The sequence below is a fragment of the Curtobacterium sp. MCSS17_015 genome, assembly GCF_003234265.2.
Classification (GTDB): Bacteria; Actinomycetota; Actinomycetes; order Actinomycetales; family Microbacteriaceae; genus Curtobacterium.
Genome location: NZ_CP126256.1, coordinates 2,795,420 through 2,810,139, shown reverse-complemented (window position 1 = coordinate 2,810,139; position 14,720 = coordinate 2,795,420). Strand labels below are relative to the sequence as shown.

The 14,720-nt window shown below is 72.3% G+C and carries 13 protein-coding genes; 7 read left to right on the top strand and 6 right to left on the bottom strand.

The features are described from left to right. The first annotated feature begins 38 nt into the window (after nt 1-38). Nucleotides 39-461 (top strand): alternative ribosome rescue aminoacyl-tRNA hydrolase ArfB, encoded by a 423-nt coding sequence (arfB, locus tag DEJ18_RS13480; protein WP_111210441.1) that lies wholly within the window; start codon nt 39-41, stop codon nt 459-461. 21 nt (nt 462-482) lie between these two features. On the opposite strand, the gene DEJ18_RS13475 is transcribed toward arfB, so the two are convergent. Next, entirely contained in the window at nt 483-935 is a 453-nt protein-coding gene (locus DEJ18_RS13475; protein WP_111210442.1) for a DUF2510 domain-containing protein, read from the bottom strand. 108 nt (nt 936-1,043) lie between these two features. Then, nucleotides 1,044-2,081 (bottom strand): LLM class flavin-dependent oxidoreductase, encoded by a 1,038-nt coding sequence (locus DEJ18_RS13470; protein ID WP_111210443.1) that lies wholly within the window; start codon nt 2,079-2,081, stop codon nt 1,044-1,046. A 49-nt stretch (nt 2,082-2,130) separates the two neighbouring features. Here DEJ18_RS13470 and DEJ18_RS13465 point away from each other — a divergent pair, with 49 nt between their 5' ends. Then, nucleotides 2,131-2,466 (top strand): TraR/DksA family transcriptional regulator, encoded by a 336-nt coding sequence (locus tag DEJ18_RS13465; protein ID WP_111210444.1) that lies wholly within the window; start codon nt 2,131-2,133, stop codon nt 2,464-2,466. Between the two features lie 117 nt (nt 2,467-2,583). Beyond that, complete coding sequence (locus DEJ18_RS13460; protein WP_111210445.1) at nt 2,584-3,099, top strand: TIGR02611 family protein; 516 nt, start codon at nt 2,584-2,586, stop codon at nt 3,097-3,099. Between the two features lie 43 nt (nt 3,100-3,142). Here the strand turns inward: DEJ18_RS13460 and DEJ18_RS13455 are convergent, their stop codons facing one another. Further along, nucleotides 3,143-4,387, bottom strand: coding sequence for an MFS transporter (locus tag DEJ18_RS13455; RefSeq protein ID WP_111210446.1), 1,245 nt, complete (start codon nt 4,385-4,387; stop codon nt 3,143-3,145). Between the two features lie 136 nt (nt 4,388-4,523). Here DEJ18_RS13455 and DEJ18_RS13450 point away from each other — a divergent pair, with 136 nt between their 5' ends. Then, on the top strand, nt 4,524-4,889 hold the full coding sequence (locus DEJ18_RS13450) for an ArsR/SmtB family transcription factor (RefSeq protein WP_111210447.1): 366 nt from the start codon (nt 4,524-4,526) through the stop codon (nt 4,887-4,889). Beyond that, complete coding sequence (locus tag DEJ18_RS13445; protein WP_258376920.1) at nt 4,886-6,433, top strand: DUF7059 domain-containing protein; 1,548 nt, start codon at nt 4,886-4,888, stop codon at nt 6,431-6,433. Before DEJ18_RS13450 ends, DEJ18_RS13445 begins: the two co-directional genes overlap by 4 nt. A gap of 4 nt (nt 6,434-6,437) precedes the next feature. Here the strand turns inward: DEJ18_RS13445 and DEJ18_RS13440 are convergent, their stop codons facing one another. After that, nucleotides 6,438-7,292 (bottom strand): NAD-dependent epimerase/dehydratase family protein, encoded by an 855-nt coding sequence (locus DEJ18_RS13440; protein ID WP_181431219.1) that lies wholly within the window; start codon nt 7,290-7,292, stop codon nt 6,438-6,440. A gap of 124 nt (nt 7,293-7,416) precedes the next feature. Next, nucleotides 7,417-8,007 (bottom strand): TetR/AcrR family transcriptional regulator, encoded by a 591-nt coding sequence (locus DEJ18_RS13435; RefSeq protein ID WP_111210448.1) that lies wholly within the window; start codon nt 8,005-8,007, stop codon nt 7,417-7,419. Nucleotides 8,008-8,129: 122 nt separating this feature from the next. Here DEJ18_RS13435 and DEJ18_RS13430 point away from each other — a divergent pair, with 122 nt between their 5' ends. Then, the gene (locus tag DEJ18_RS13430) at nt 8,130-10,625 is read left to right on the top strand and encodes a glycoside hydrolase family 3 protein (protein WP_111210449.1); all 2,496 of its coding nucleotides are present in this window, start codon (nt 8,130-8,132) and stop codon (nt 10,623-10,625) included. A gap of 392 nt (nt 10,626-11,017) precedes the next feature. Here the strand turns inward: DEJ18_RS13430 and DEJ18_RS13425 are convergent, their stop codons facing one another. Further along, the gene (locus DEJ18_RS13425; protein WP_111210450.1) at nt 11,018-12,031 is read right to left on the bottom strand and encodes an LLM class flavin-dependent oxidoreductase; all 1,014 of its coding nucleotides are present in this window, start codon (nt 12,029-12,031) and stop codon (nt 11,018-11,020) included. Between the two features lie 105 nt (nt 12,032-12,136). Here DEJ18_RS13425 and DEJ18_RS13420 point away from each other — a divergent pair, with 105 nt between their 5' ends. Next, the gene (locus tag DEJ18_RS13420) at nt 12,137-14,692 is read left to right on the top strand and encodes a DEAD/DEAH box helicase (RefSeq protein ID WP_111210451.1); all 2,556 of its coding nucleotides are present in this window, start codon (nt 12,137-12,139) and stop codon (nt 14,690-14,692) included. The last annotated feature ends 28 nt before the right edge of the window (nt 14,693-14,720 follow it).

Here is a 14,720-nt window from a genome sequence, read left to right as displayed (position 1 = left end):
GCGAGCCAGCGCCGCGTGGATCGTGCGACCCTTGGCGCATGGACCTCGAGGTGGGGCCGGGGCTGACGATCCCCGAGTCCGAGCTGCGCTGGCGGTTCTCGCGGTCGTCCGGCCCCGGGGGCCAGCACGTCAACACCTCCGACAGCCGTGTCCAGCTCACCTGGGACGTCGTGGCGTCGTCGGCGCTCAGCGAGGAACAGCGGGCGCGCATCCTCGGGCGGGTCGGCCGGCGGACGACCGCGGGAGCGATCACCGTGACGGTGTCGGAGCGACGATCCCAACTCCGCAACCGCGAGGACGCCCTGGAGACACTCCGCGAACTCGTGCGGGACGCACTCGCCCCGCCCGGCCCGTCACGGCGTGCGACCCGGCCGACACGCGGCTCACAGCGCCGGCGTCTCGCGACCAAGCAGCAGCGGTCCGTGACGAAGCAGCACCGTCGGCGGCCGTCCGACGACTGACCGTCGAGGCGCGGCGGTCCGTCAGAACAGGTGCAGGTGGGTGTTCACCACGACCACGCCCGTCGCGACGGCGAGCACGAGTGCCGAGGTGCCGATGCTCTGCCCCACGACCCGCCACGCTCCGGTCGCGCCGGGGCGCACGAGTGCAACGATCCCCGTCACCATGGCGAGGAAGCTGCACGCACCCCAGGGGTTCAGCACGAGCGACGCGACGGCGAAGAGCACGGCGAGGACCGCGAACACGCAGAAGCGCCGGTCGGTGCTGCCGTAGGCCCAGGACCGCCCCTCGGACGGACCGGCGGGGCCCTCGACCGAGAACGCCGGACCGCTCGGCACCGCGAGGGCCTGCAGCGCGGGTTCCGGTGCGACACGGGGGAGCGCCCGGGTGGTCTCACCCCAGGCGTGACCGTCCCACCACCGCAGTCGAGCGGTGTCGCGGGGGTCCGGGAACCAGCCGGCGGCCGGCAGCGTCACGGGGAACTCCTGGTGTGTGGGGGTGTCGTCGGTGCATTCCGACGCTACCCGTCACGGATTCCCACAGCAGCCCCAGAGCGGGTGTCGGCAGAAGGGGGGACCGGCCCGTCAGGCTGCTGCCGGCGTCGCGTCCACCTCGGTGAAGACGTCCTTCACGGCGGCGAGCAACCGCGCGTTGAAGTCCACCCCGAGCTGGTTCGGGACGGTGACCAGGACGGTGTCGGCCTCGCGGACCGCTCGGTCAGCGGCGAGCTCGGCGACGAGTTGCTCGGGTTCACCGATGTACGACCGGCCGAACCGGGCGAGCCCGCCGTCGAGGTGCCCGACCTGGTCCTGCCCCTCGACCTGCGCGCGGACGCCGAAGTAGTGGCGCGACTCGTCGTCGATGATCGGGATGATGCTGCGCGAGACGGAGACCCGCGGTTCACGGCCCCAGCCCATGGACTCCCACGTCGACCGGAAGCGCTCGATCTGCTCCGCCTGCAGTTGGTCGAAGGGCACGCCGGTGTCCTCGGTGAGGAGCGTCGACGACATGAGGTTCATGCCCTGCTCGGCCGTCCACTCCGCGGTCGCGCGGGTGCCGGCCCCCCACCAGATCCGCTCCGACAGCGTGTCGGACTGCGGGGTGATCGCGAGCGACCCGACCGAGCCGGTCATCTGCGGGTTCGCGTTCGCCATCGGTTCGCCGGCGATCGCACGCCGGAACACCACGGTGTGGTCGCGCGCGAGGTCCGCTCCGTTCTCGTCACCGACCTCGGGGACGTAGCCGAACGAGCGGTAGCCGGCGAGGGCGGTCTCGGGTGACCCGCGGCTCACGCCGAGCTGAAGCCGGCCGCCGGAGACGAGGTCCGTCGCCGCGGCTTCCTCGGCCATGTACAGCGGGTTCTCGTAGCGCATGTCGATCACGCCGGTGCCGATCTCGATGCGGCTGGTCCGGGCGGCGATCGCGGACAGCAGCGGGAAGGGTGCGGCCTGCTGCTGCGCGAAGTGGTGCACGCGGAAGTACGCGCCGTCGACGCCGGCCTCCTCGGCGGCCACGGCGAGGTCGATCGCCTGCAGGAGGGCCTCGCGGCCGCTGCGGACCTTCGACCCGGGGACGTCGCGCCAGTGCCCGAAGGACAGGAACCCGATCTTCGTCATGCCCATGCGAACGCATCCGTACGGTGGTCCATTCCGCCGGACTACCGTCGTCGCCATGGACCTCGATCCCCGCGCTGCCCTGGACGCCGAGCGGGCCCGCGCGACGAAGCTCCTCGCCGACGTCGAGCGCAGCATGCAGGACGTCAGCGACGCCCGGGACGGTGCGAACGCGGACGACGAACACGACCCGGAGGGCGCCACGCTCGCCTGGGAGCGGGGCTCGCTCGGCGCGGTGCGGGACGACGCCCGACGCCGGATCGACCAGGTCGACGCGGCCCTCCGCCGCCTCGGCGAGGGCGCCTACGGCCGTTGTGCGGTGGGCGGGGAACCGATCCCGGAGGCGCGTCTGACGGCCCTCCCGTGGGCCGCGACGTGCGTCGCGCACGCGTGACGGGCCTCCCGGCCGGCCTGAAGGCCCGAAGGACGCCCGCGACACCGGCTCAGGACACCCACCTGGTGCGGACCCGACGCGCCGCGGTTTCCCAGCCGCGCCCCCTAACGTGCGGGCATGCACGGCGACCCGACTGAGCCTCCCCGGAGTGCCGGCCCTGCCGCGAACGAAGCTGCCGCGGACGGACCCGACGCGTCCGGACCCGACGCGTCCGGCGCCACCGACCAGGCCGACGGCGGCCGTCAGCGCTTCCAGTGGTTCCGCGACCTCCGGACGTGGATCCACGCCCGTCCGCACGTGCACCTCTTCTACAAGGTCCTGGTCGGGATCGTCGGCGGTCTCATCGTCGTGATCGGGCTCGCCCTGGTGCCACTGCCCGGTCCCGGCTGGCTGGTCGTGTTCATCGGCCTGACGGTCCTGGCGAGCGAGTTCCACTTCTTCCACCGGATCATCACGTGGCTCCGCGCGAAGCTGCACCGCTTCTGGGACTGGGCCAAGCGCCACGCGCCGTCGAAGCGGATGCGGGACGCGGCGGACAAGGGCAAGGCGGACGTCGACGCGGCCCATGCCGAGGCGCACCGGAACGTCGGGGTGCAGCGCCCCCGCGGTCGGACCGCACGGCCCGGGCTCTAGCGGCTCGTCCGACGGCCGACGGCCGACGTCGCGCGGGTGCGCGTCAGACGGCGCGGACCGAGCCCGTCGCCGTGCGCTCGACGGCTTCCGCCGCGGCCTCCTCGACCGCGGCCGCGTCCTTCGACGTCAGCTGCAGGGCGAGGGCGACGACCGCTGCGAGGACGATGAACGCGCCGTACCCGGCGAGCACCGGGACGAGCCCGAGCACCGGCTCGAGGAACCCGCCGATGACGCTCGGGACGCCGAAGGCCAGGTAGCTGACGACGTAGATCGTCGAGAGCAGTCCGGCGCGGTGGGTCGGCGCCGCGGTGGCGAGGAGCATCCGGAGCGGTGCCTGGAACCCCGCGCCGAAGCCGACGCCGGCGATCGCACTGCCGACGACCAGGCCCGGCAGGGACTGGGCGAACACGAAGCCGATCGTGACGACCGGCCCGAGGACCAGTGCGACGAGCCCGATGAGCACGCCGATGCGGGGGTCGAGCCGCTGGGTGGCGATCCCGGTCGCGGCACCGACCCCGGTGACGACGGCGATGAGGGCACCGGCGGCGAAGTGGTTGTCGATGCCGAAGACGGCGCCGAGCGCCGAGGGGACGAGTGACAGGAAGAGTCCGCCGAGGGCCCAGCTCGCGATGAGGGACCCGGCGACGCCGCGGAACAACCGGCGGGAGGACCGCGGCACGGCGATCGTCGGGCGGAGGGACCGGAGGGCTCCGGGGCGGCGGGTGACCCGCTCGGGGACGACGACGAGCGCGACGAGCATGAGCACGAGGAGCGCACCGAAGAGCAGGTAGACGAACTGCTCGGGAGCGGGACCCCACTCGACCAGGGCGCCGCTCGACAGGGCGCCGGTGGCGAGGGCGATCGGCGGGACCGCTCCGTTCAGCACGCCGGCGAGTGCGGGGTGTCGTTCGAGGGAGTTGTCGATGAGTGCGGCACCGAGGGCACCGATGAGCAGGCCGACGGCGACGCCCTGCACCACGCGGTCGAGGACGAGGGCACCGAAGCCGTCGGCGACCGCGAAGAGCCCGAGCGACACCGCGAGGCCCACCCCGCCGGCGACGAGCACGGGCTTCCGGCCGACGTGGTCGGACAGACGGCCGGCGACGAGCAGGCTCACGAGGAGGCCGGCGACGTAGACGGCGAACACGGCGGTGAGCATGAGCGGCGTCAGGTGCCACTCGGCGGCGTAGACGGGGTAGATCGGGGCGGGGACCGCCGAGGACGCCAACGCCACGAGCAGCATGGCGGCGATGATCCAGAACCCGGCGACCGAGCGTGTGGACTGCATGGGCGTCCCTTCCGTCGTGATGACCCAGCGGTGTCCCAGTACGAGCAGAGTCGTACCAGGTGGTACCGCATTGGTACCGTACCGGGCAGTACGACGCAAGTCGTACTGGGACAGGAACGGTGGTAGCGTCCCGTCCATGCCCGAGCGCGACGATGCCCCCGAACGGCTGCCCCAGCCGTCGCCGGCCGAGATGGACCTGCCCGTCGTGATGGACGCCCTGTCCGACCCGATTCGGCTGTCGATCCTGCACCGGTACCTGGTCGACGCCGCCGGCGGGGAACGCTCCTGCGGCTGGGTCGGCATCGACCGCCCGAAGTCGACGCTGACGCACCACTTCCGTGTCCTCCGCGAAGCCGGGCTCCTCGAGCAGCACCTGGAGGGACTGACCCGGGTCAGCCGTGTCCGGACCGAGGACGTCCAGCAGCGTTTCCCCGGCCTGCTCGACCTCGTGCTCGACTGGCAGGTGCCGGCGGGACTCGTGCGCGCCGAGGCCGTCGCGTGAGCGGGGGGACCCAGCGGCACCGACTGCCGACCGTCGTCGCCGACCCCGTCGTGACGTCGGCGCTCGCCGCGGACCTCGCCGCCACCGGCTACACGGTCGAGGGTGTCGACGCGCTCTGGGGGAGCGAGGCGGCGGCAGCGCTGCACCGCGGCACCCGGGTCGCGGCCCTCCGCGCACTCGCCGAGCGCCCGACCACACCCCTGTCCACGATCGCCACGCTGTTCGTGCTCGGACTGCCGGTGCCGCGCGCCGACGCCGAGACGGCCTTCCCGACCACCGGCGTCGACGCGCTCGTCACGGCCGGCGTGCTGCGGACGGACACGGACGGCATCGCCCCCGCCCTCGACCTCCGCCCGTACGCCTTCGTCGACGACCTCGGCGCCGGCAGCTGGTGGATCGCGTCCGACCTGGGTGAACTCGCCCTCGGGCACGCCATCAGCGAGGAACACGTCCTCGGCATCGGCGGTGCCACCACGACGCTCAGCGGGCTGCAGCTGCCCGTGCCCGTGCGACGGGTGCTCGACCTCGGCACCGGCTGCGGCATCCAGGCCATGCACGCCCGCCGCTTCGCCGACACCGTCGTCGCGACCGACATCTCCGCCCGCGCCCTCGACATCGCCCGGTTCAACGCGCAGCTCAACGACGTCGACGGCATCGACTTCCGCCTCGGCTCCCTGTTCGAGCCGGTCGCGGGCGAGCGGTTCGACCGGATCGTGTCGAACCCGCCGTTCGTCATCACGCCCCGGCGCGAGGGCGTCCCCGCCTACGAGTACCGCGACGGCGGGATGGTCGGCGACGCCCTCGTCGAGACCGTGCTCCGCGGACTCGAGGACCACCTCGAGCCCGGCGGGACCGCGCAGCTCCTCGGCAACTGGGAGTACCGCTGGGGGAGCGACGGTCTCGACCGCGTGCGCTCCTGGTTCGACGACGCCGACCTCGACGTGTGGGTGGTCGAGCGGGAGCGCGAGGACCCACCCGCCTACGCCGAGACCTGGATCCGCGACGGCGGCACGAAGCCCGGGACGCCGGAGTTCGACGCGCTCGTCGATGCGTGGTTGGACGACTTCCGCGACCGGCACGTCACCGGTGTCGGCTTCGGCTACGTCGTGGTCCGCCGGGGAGGCCCGTCCGGCCTCCGCCGCTTCGAGCGCGTCGCGGAGACGCTCGGTTCGAACCCCGCCGGGCTCGGAGCCACGATCGCACGGGTGTTCGACGCGGTCAGCTGGCTCGCCGCCCACGACGACCGGGCCTTCGCCGCGGCACACCTCCGCGTCGCCGGCGACGTCACCGAGGAACGGCACTACTGGCCCGGCAACGACGACCCCACGGTCATGACGCTCGTGCAGGGCGGCGGGTTCGGCCGCCGGATCGACGCCGACACCGCGCTCGCCGCGTTCGTCGGGGCGGCAGACGGGGAGCTCGCCGTCGGCCAGATCGTCGGCGCGATCGCCCAGCTCACCGACGTCGACGAGGTGGCACTCTCGGCGGACCTGTTGCCGCGCCTGCGTGACCTGGTGCTCGACGGGCTGCTGCTCCCCGCCTGAGGGGTCAGCGGCGCCAGGTGTGCTCGGGGGCGTAGCCGAGGAGCTCGCGGGCCTTGTCGGAGGACAGCAGCGAGCTGACGCCGTCGATGTCGGCACGGCGCTCGACGTCCGGCAGGTACTGCTCGACGAGCTCCAGCGTCGGGGTGTCCATGACGGTGTCGGGGCTCGCGATGATGAACGCCTCGAACCCGGTCAGCTCGCTCTCGACGGCCTTCCGCACGGCCTGGGCGCCGTCGCGGGAGTCGATGTACGACCACAGGTTGAAGGTCTTCGCCTCCGGGGTCGCGTCCCACGGGAACGCCGGGTAGTCGGTCTCGTCCATCACGTTCGAGAAGCGCAGACCGATCATCTTCAACTGCGGGTCCCAGTGGGTGAAGTGGCGGGCCATCTCCTCCTCGACGGCCTTCCCGAGCGAGTACGACGACTGCGGGCGGACCGCGAACTCCTCGTCGACGGGCAGGTAGGGCGGGTGGTGCTCGCCCATCGGGATCCCCAGGAGCGTCTCACTGGAGGCCCACACCACGTTCCGGATGCGGGCCGCGCGGGCAGCGTGGAAGACGTTGATCGACGCGGTCACGTTGTTCGTGATGAGTGCGACGTCCGGCACCTGGCCCGGCGCCGGCACCGCGCCGAGGTGCACGACGGCGTCGACCGAGTCGTAGCGGTCGTCGACCCCGATCAGGGTGTTGAGGACCTGGCCGTAGTCGGTGAGGTCGGTGCGGACGAACTGCACCCGCTCGGGCTTGTCCGGCGAGGGCACCCGGTCGATCAGCACGACGTCGTAGCCGTGCTCGTCCAGGTCGCGGACCACCGCCCGTCCGAGCTTGCCGCTGCCACCGGTCACCACTACACGCGTCATCGCGTCACTCCACCTCGTCGTCGAGACCCCGGGTCGGGTCCGGTCCATCCTGCACCGCGGGCGGTGGACGCGACCAGGTACCGGCGGTACCCGTGTCGTGGGGACGGGGCGGGCCTCCCGGCCGTCAGGAGCCGGCCGTGACCTGCGCCATCGCGAGGCGTGTGACGAGCTCGACGTGCTCGGCCATGTCCCGGGTCGGGTCGTACAGCCACTGGATCTGCATGCCGTCGGAGGTGGCGAGCAGGACGCTCGCGAGTTCCTCGGGGTCGAGGTCAGCGCGGAGCCGGCCGTCCTGCTGCATCCGGCGGAAGTCGTCCGTCATGCGGCTGCGCGTGGTCTCGTAGCGCTCGCGGAAGTAGGCGTGCGCCGGGTGCTCGGGATCGGTCGCCGCCGCGGCGGACAGGTTCACGAACATCTGCACGAGGCCCGGGACCTCGGCGTTGTGCCGGACGACCGCGGCGAGGAGCGCGGCGGGGTCCGGGGCGTCCCACTGCGCGGCGTTGTCCAGGTCGTCGCGGCGGCGGAGGATCGCGACCCAGAGCTCGTCCTTCGAGTCGAAGTAGTGCAGCAGACCCGCCTGGGTGAGCCCGACGGCGTCGGCGATGTCCTTGATGCTGGTGCGCCGGAACCCCTGGGTGGCGACGAGCTCCAACGCGACGGAGAGGATCTCCTCGCGCTTGGCGATGCCCTTCGCGTACGAACCCCGTCGTGCCATGGCGAGAGAGTACCGCCCCGCGCCGGAACCAGAAACCGAGCGCTGGTAGGGATTGGTGCTAGCGTGAGGACACTGCCGACGACGGCGCTCGGCGGTACGTCTCCGACGGAAGGAACGCCCCCGTGACCACCACCTCCGCAGCCTCCGACCCGCTCCTGGAACGCATCGACGCGCTCCTCGACCGGCTCACCACCGAGCAGAAGGTGCAACTGCTCACCGGCCGTGACTTCTGGACGACCTGGCCGGTCGAGGAGATCGGACTCCGCCGGATCCTCATGTCGGACGGGCCCTCCGGCGTGCGCGGCGAGGTCTGGGACGAACGGGACCCGTCGCTGAACCTGCCGTCCGCGACCGCGCTGAGCGCGTCGTGGGACCGGGCGATCGCGAAGCGCTACGGCGGGGCGGCCGCCGTGGAGGCCCGGCGCAAGGAGGTCGACGTCGTGCTCGGTCCGACGATCAACCTGCACCGCTCACCGCTCGGTGGACGCCACTTCGAGGCGTTCAGCGAGGACCCGGTGCTCACCGCCGAGCTGGCCGCCGCCTACGTCGAGGGCGTCCAGGAACACGGCGTCGCGGCGACGCCGAAGCACTACATCGCGAACGACTACGAGACCGACCGCTTCACCGCCTCGACCGAGGTCTCCGAGCGGGCACTGCGGGAGCTGTACCTGCTCGCGTTCGAGAAGACGGTCACCGAGGCGCACGCCTGGGCGGTGATGTCGTCGTACAACGCGGTCAACGGGGTCACCGCGTCGGAGAACGACCTGCTCGAGACGCCGTTGAACTCCGAGTGGGGTTTCGACGGGGTCGTCGTGTCGGACTGGACCGGGGTGCGCTCCGTCGAGGCGGCGAAGGCGTCGCAGGACCTCGCGATGCCCGGGCCGAACCCGTGGTGGAGCGAGGGACCGCTGCTGGCCGCGGTGGAGTCCGGCCAGGTCCCGATGGCCGCGATCGACCGGAAGGTGCGCCGGATCCTCCTGCTCGCGGCCCGGGTCGGGGCGCTGTCGGGCGTGGACGACGCGACACCTGCCGGTGCCGGTGCTGGTGCCAGCGCTCCCTCGGTCGAGGACGGCGTCGCCTTCGTGCGCGAGGCCGAGGCGGAGGGCACGGTCCTCGCCCGCAACACCGGCGTCCTGCCCCTCGACCCCGCCGCGGTGTCGCGCATCGCGGTGATCGGGCACAACGCCGACCAGGCCCGGACGCAGGGCGGCGGCTCGGCGACGGTCGTGCCGGAGTCGGTCGTGTCCCCGCTCGACGGGATCCGCGCCGGGTTCCCGGCGGCGTCGGTCGAGTACACGATCGGGGCCGTCGTCCAGGAGGGCATCGCCGAGTTCCCGCTCGACACCATCACGAACCCGGTCACCGGGGAGCCCGGCGCGCGGATCGCCTTCGTGCGCGAGGGCGCCGAGCTGTACACCGAGGACCGTCGGGCCACGGCGCTGTTCTGGTTCGGCGGTGACGCCCCCACGCGCGAGGCCGACCGCCTCGACGTCACCACGACCTGGACGGCCCCGCAGGACGGCTCCGTGCGGATCGGCATCGGTGCGGCCGGGCGCTCTCGGATGTGGATCGACGGCGAGCTCCTGCTCGACGAGGACGTGCCGTACGAGGGCGACCAGCTCGGCGCCGCGTTCCTCAACCCGCCGGCGCGCTCGGTCCCCGTCACCGTCACGGCCGGGCAGCGGGTCGCGATCCGCATCGAACACGACATCGTGCAGGACGAGGCGCTCGGCGGTGTCCTCGCCTACCAGTTCGGCACCGAGCCCTCGGACGACGACCCGGCCGACCTCATCGCAGCCGCGGTGTCCGCCGCGTCGCAGGCCGACGTCGCGATCGTGGTCGTCGGCACGAACAGCCGGGTCGAGTCCGAGGGGTACGACCGGACGTCCCTCGCGCTGCCCGGGCACCAGGACGACCTCGTCCGTGCGGTCGCCGCGGCCAACCCCGCCACGGTCGTCGTCGTGAACGCCGGCTCGCCCGTCGAGATGCCGTGGCGCGACGACGTCGCCGCGGTGCTCCTCACCTGGTTCGGCGGGCAGGAGTACGGCAACGCGCTCGCCGACGTCCTCACCGGCGCCCGCGAGCCGGGCGGTCGGCTGCCGACCACGTGGCCGGCCGCGACGGCGGACGTCCCGGTGCTCGACGTCACCCCCGTCGACGGGCGGGTCGCCTACGACGAGGGCGTCCACATCGGCTACCGGGCCTGGCTGCGGGCGGACACCGAACCGGCCTACCCGTTCGGGCACGGCCTCGGTTACACCACGTGGACGATCGACGGCCTCGCGTCGACGCCGACCGTCACCGAGGGCGATGCCGTGGTCGTCACGGCGACGGTGACGAACACCGGCGACCGCGCCGGCAAGCACGTCGTGCAGGTGTACGCGTCCCGGGCGGAGTCGGCCGTCGACCGACCGGCGCGGTGGCTCGTCGGGTTCGCCCCGGTGCGTCTCGACGCGGGAGCCTCGACCGAGGTGTCCGTCGAGGTCCCCGCCCGTGCGTTCGCGTACTGGGACGGCGGGCGTGACGGGCGCTGGGTCCACGAACGCGGCACCGTCACCCTGCACATCGGCGCGTCCGTCGTCGACGAAGCCGGACGGACCTCCCTCGAACTGGAGTGACTGTCGACACCTGTGGATCCGTCCACTTTCCGCACCGGCCGGATCGGGGCCAGTACGATCGTCGATGCGTCAGCCGGCTGGTTACCGGCGGCGCCCGCATCGATGACGGACTGCCGAGTGAGCGCCGCGGCCTCCTGATCCGGCCGATGACGCCCCGGCGGTCCTGATGCGGTCAGATGCGCCCCCGCACCCGGTGCGGGGGCGCATCCTCGTTCGCTGCGAACTGTGTGACAACGCACCCGCTGGGTGGAACGATGGTCCGACCATCCCGTGTGGATCAGGGACGGGATGGTCGTCCGGCGGGGGAGCCCACGGAACTCACCACACCGTGGGTCCCGCTGGATGCCCGGATCAGCGCCCGGAGTGCTCGCCGGTCCCGGGCCTCACGTCCGTCACGCCGTGCGCACCGCAGGCGCGATCTCCTCGGCGACGATCCGCAGGATCCGCTCGTGAGAGGCCCGGTCCCCGTTTGCCGGGAGGGTCACGACGAGTTCGTCGGTCGCCGACACGGCCGGGTCGGCGAGCAGCGCGTCGACGATCGCGGTCGGCTCGCCGGAGAGCACCCTGCTGAAGCGGAACGGCGGGCCGGAGAGCGGCCGACCCTCGTCGTCCATGCCGGAGGCGTACCCGGTGAGGAACTCCTCGTGCGCGGCGCGGTCGGCGTCGTCGAGCAGCGGGACGAGGATCCGGCCCACGGCGACCTTCGGCGTGCGGTCCGGGTGCAACTCGGCGAACCGGCCACGGTAGGCGGCGATCTGATCGGCCTGCGCCTCGGCGAACGGCGCGCCGGTGTCCTCGGTGTTCAGCGTCGAGCAGTGCAGCAGCAGGCCCTTCTCGGCCGTCTTCACCGCAGTGCCCATGCTGCCGCCGCCCCACCAGACGCGGCCCAGCAGGTCGGGGCTCTGCGGCTGCAGGGTGAGCTCGGCACCGGCCGGGATGGACTCGTAGCCCTTCCCGGCGGAGCCCAGCGCGTCGCCGTGCAGGACCTCGAGCAGTCGGGCAGCGCGGGCCTCGGCCTCGTCGCGGAACGAGCGCTCCGCGGCGCCGAACACCGGGTCGAGGATGGGGCCGTACCCGGCGATCCCGGTGCTGATGCCGAGCTGCACCCGACCGCCGCTGAGCAGGTCCACCGTGCTGGCGTCCTCGGCGAGACGGACCGGGTCCTCGTACCGCATGCCGAGGACGGCCGTGCCGAAGCCGATCGTGCTCGTCCGCTGGGCGGCCGCGGCGAAGAACGTCATCGGGCTCGTCAGGAAGGGCTCGAAGTGGCGTCCGCGGACCCACCCGGTGCCGTAGCCGAGCGCCTCGGCGGTCTCGAACAGCCGGAGGCCGTCCTCCAGGGCGCTGGCGGCACCCGGGGTGCCACCGTGGTTCGGGACGAAGGAGAGGAAGCCGAGTTCGCGCACGGATGCAGTCTATGCGGGCGTATAGATCTGCGGAAGGTGCGGGGGCTGTCCAGCGGATGCGGGCCTCCCGGGACCGCTGACGCGTGGTGCTGGGAGGATGGGGACATGACCGACGTCTCCACCGCCCCTCCGCTCGTCGCCGCACTGCCGGCGGCAGAGGGCGGTGTCGTCGACCCCGACGCCGTCTACCTGGCCTTCGCCGAGTGGGCCGCCTCCGGTGGTCGGCCGCTCTACCCCGCCCAGGACGAAGCGCTCATCGAACTCGTCTCCGGCGCCAACGTCGTCCTGAGCACGCCGACCGGCACCGGCAAGTCCCTCGTCGCGGCCGGCGCACACTTCGCGGCGCTCGCCGAGGGCAAGCGGAGCTACTACACCGCCCCGATCAAGGCGCTCGTCTCCGAGAAGTTCTTCCAGCTCGTCGACCTCTTCGGCGCGCAGAACGTCGGCATGGTCACGGGCGACTCGGCCGTCAACGCCGATGCGCCCATCGTCTGCTGCACCGCCGAGATCCTCGCGAACCTCGCCCTCCGGCAGGGCCCCGACGCCGACGTGGACGTCGTCGTGATGGACGAGTTCCACTTCTACGGCGACGCAGACCGCGGGTGGGCGTGGCAGGTGCCGCTGCTCGTGCTCGACCGCGCGCAGTTCCTGCTCATGTCCGCCACCCTCGGTGACGTCACCTCGATCGCCGACGACCTCTCGCGACGCACCGGCCGGCCCACCGCCCGGGTCACCGGCGTCTCGCGCCCCGTCCCGCTCGCCTACGAGTACGTCATGACGCCGGTGCAGGAGACCGTCGAACGCCTGCTCGACGAGCGCAAGGCGCCGGTGTACATCGTGCACTTCGCCCAGGCGGCGGCGCTCGAGCGGGCGCAGTCGCTCATGTCCGCCAAGGTCGCCAGCCGTGAGCGCCGCGACGAGATCGCCGAAGCCATCGCCGGCTTCCGCTTCAGCGCCGGGTTCGGGCAGACCCTGTCCCGCCTGATCCGCGCGGGCATCGGGGTGCACCACGCCGGCATGCTGCCGAAGTACCGCCGCCTGGTCGAGCAGCTCGCGCAGCGCGGGCTCCTGCCCGTGATCTGCGGGACCGACACCCTCGGCGTCGGCATCAACGTCCCGATCCGAGCGGTGCTCTTCACCGGGTTGACGAAGTTCGACGGCACGAAGATGCGGCAACTCTCCGCGCGCGAGTTCCACCAGATCGCCGGCCGTGCCGGTCGCGCCGGCTACGACACCGAGGGCGACGTCGTCGCGGAGGCCCCGGAGCACGACATCGAGAACGCCCGCGCCGTCGCGAAGGCCGGTGACGACCCGAAGAAGAAGAACAAGATCAAGCGGAAGAAGGCGCCCGAGGGATTCGTCTCCTGGGGGCAGGCGTCATTCGAGCGCCTCATCGCCGCCGAGCCCGAGCCGATGGTGTCGCGGATGCGGATCACGCACGCGATGGTGCTGTCCGTCGTCGCCCGCGGCGGGGACGCCTTCGAGGACGTCCGCTCGCTCGTCTTCGACAACCACGAACCGCGAGCGCGCCAGCTCGCGATGGCCCGGCGGGCGCTCACCATCGCCCGGACCCTGATCAACGCCCGGGTGATCGAGAAGGTGGACGGGACCTACCGGCTCACCGTGGACCTGCAGGCGAACTTCGCGCTGAACCAGCCGCTGTCACCGTTCGCGCTCGCCGCCTTCGAGCTGCTCGACCCCGAGTCGCCGACCTTCGCGCTCGACATGGTGTCGATCGTCGAAGCCACCCTCGACGACCCGCGCGCGATCCTGTCGCAGCAGCAGTTCAAGGAGCGCGGCGAAGCGGTCGCCCGGATGAAGCAGGAGGGCATCGAGTACGACGAGCGGATGGAGCTCCTCGAGGAGGTCACCTGGCCGAAGCCGCTCGACGAACTCCTCACCGCCGCCTACGAGAGCTACGCGGACGAGCAGCCCTGGGTGCTCGACTTCTCGCTCTCGCCGAAGTCCGTCGTCCGCGACATGTACGAGCGGGCGATGACCTTCGGCGACTACGTCCGGTACTACCAGCTCACCCGATCCGAAGGGCTCGTGTTGCGGTACCTGTCCGACGCCTACCGGACCATGCGGCAGACGATCTCGGACGAACACCGCACCCCGGAGCTCGACGACCTCATCGAGTGGCTCGGAGAACTCGTGCGCCAGGTCGACTCCTCGCTCGTCGACGAGTGGGAGGCGCTGATGAACGGGGACATCGCGCTCGCCGAGGCCGAGCACGAGGAGATCGCCCCGCCGCAGCCCGCCCGCCTGACCGGCAACGTCCGGGCCTTCCGGGTGCTGGTCCGCAACGCCCTGTTCCAGCGGGTGCTCCTCGCGGCCCGTGACGACATCGAGGGCCTCGGCGAACTCAACGCCACCGCCGGGTTCGACCAGCACGCGTGGGACAACGTGCTCGAGGAGTACTACGACGAGCACGACACGATCGGCATCGACGCCGAAGCCCGCTCCATGCAGTACCTCGTGCTCTCCGAGCAGGGGCGGACCTGGCGCGCGCGGCAGATCTTCGCCGACCCGGCGGGTGACAAGGACTTCGGGTTCTCGGCGACGATCGACCTCGACGCGTCCGACGAGGCGGGGGAGGCCGTCGTCCGGGTCACCGAGGTCGGTCGCTTCGACGGGTGGGCAGAGGTCGACGTCGACTGAGCGTGCCGAGGCCTCCGAGGAACGCACC

Bases quoted from the DNA above. Each gene is read 5' to 3' on its own strand.
- arfB (WP_111210441.1), top strand. From the start codon at position 39: ATGGACCTCGAGGTGGGGCCGGGGCTGACGATCCCCGAGTCCGAGCTG.
- DEJ18_RS13470 (WP_111210443.1), bottom strand. From the start codon at position 2,081: ATGGGCATGACGAAGATCGGGTTCCTGTCCTTCGGGCACTGGCGCGAC.
- DEJ18_RS13465 (WP_111210444.1), top strand. From the start codon at position 2,131: ATGGACCTCGATCCCCGCGCTGCCCTGGACGCCGAGCGGGCCCGCGCG.
- DEJ18_RS13460 (WP_111210445.1), top strand. From the start codon at position 2,584: ATGCACGGCGACCCGACTGAGCCTCCCCGGAGTGCCGGCCCTGCCGCG.
- DEJ18_RS13455 (WP_111210446.1), bottom strand. From the start codon at position 4,387: ATGCAGTCCACACGCTCGGTCGCCGGGTTCTGGATCATCGCCGCCATG.
- DEJ18_RS13450 (WP_111210447.1), top strand. From the start codon at position 4,524: ATGCCCGAGCGCGACGATGCCCCCGAACGGCTGCCCCAGCCGTCGCCG.
- DEJ18_RS13440 (WP_181431219.1), bottom strand. From the start codon at position 7,292: ATGACGCGTGTAGTGGTGACCGGTGGCAGCGGCAAGCTCGGACGGGCG.
- DEJ18_RS13435 (WP_111210448.1), bottom strand. From the start codon at position 8,007: ATGGCACGACGGGGTTCGTACGCGAAGGGCATCGCCAAGCGCGAGGAG.
- DEJ18_RS13420 (WP_111210451.1), top strand. From the start codon at position 12,137: ATGACCGACGTCTCCACCGCCCCTCCGCTCGTCGCCGCACTGCCGGCG.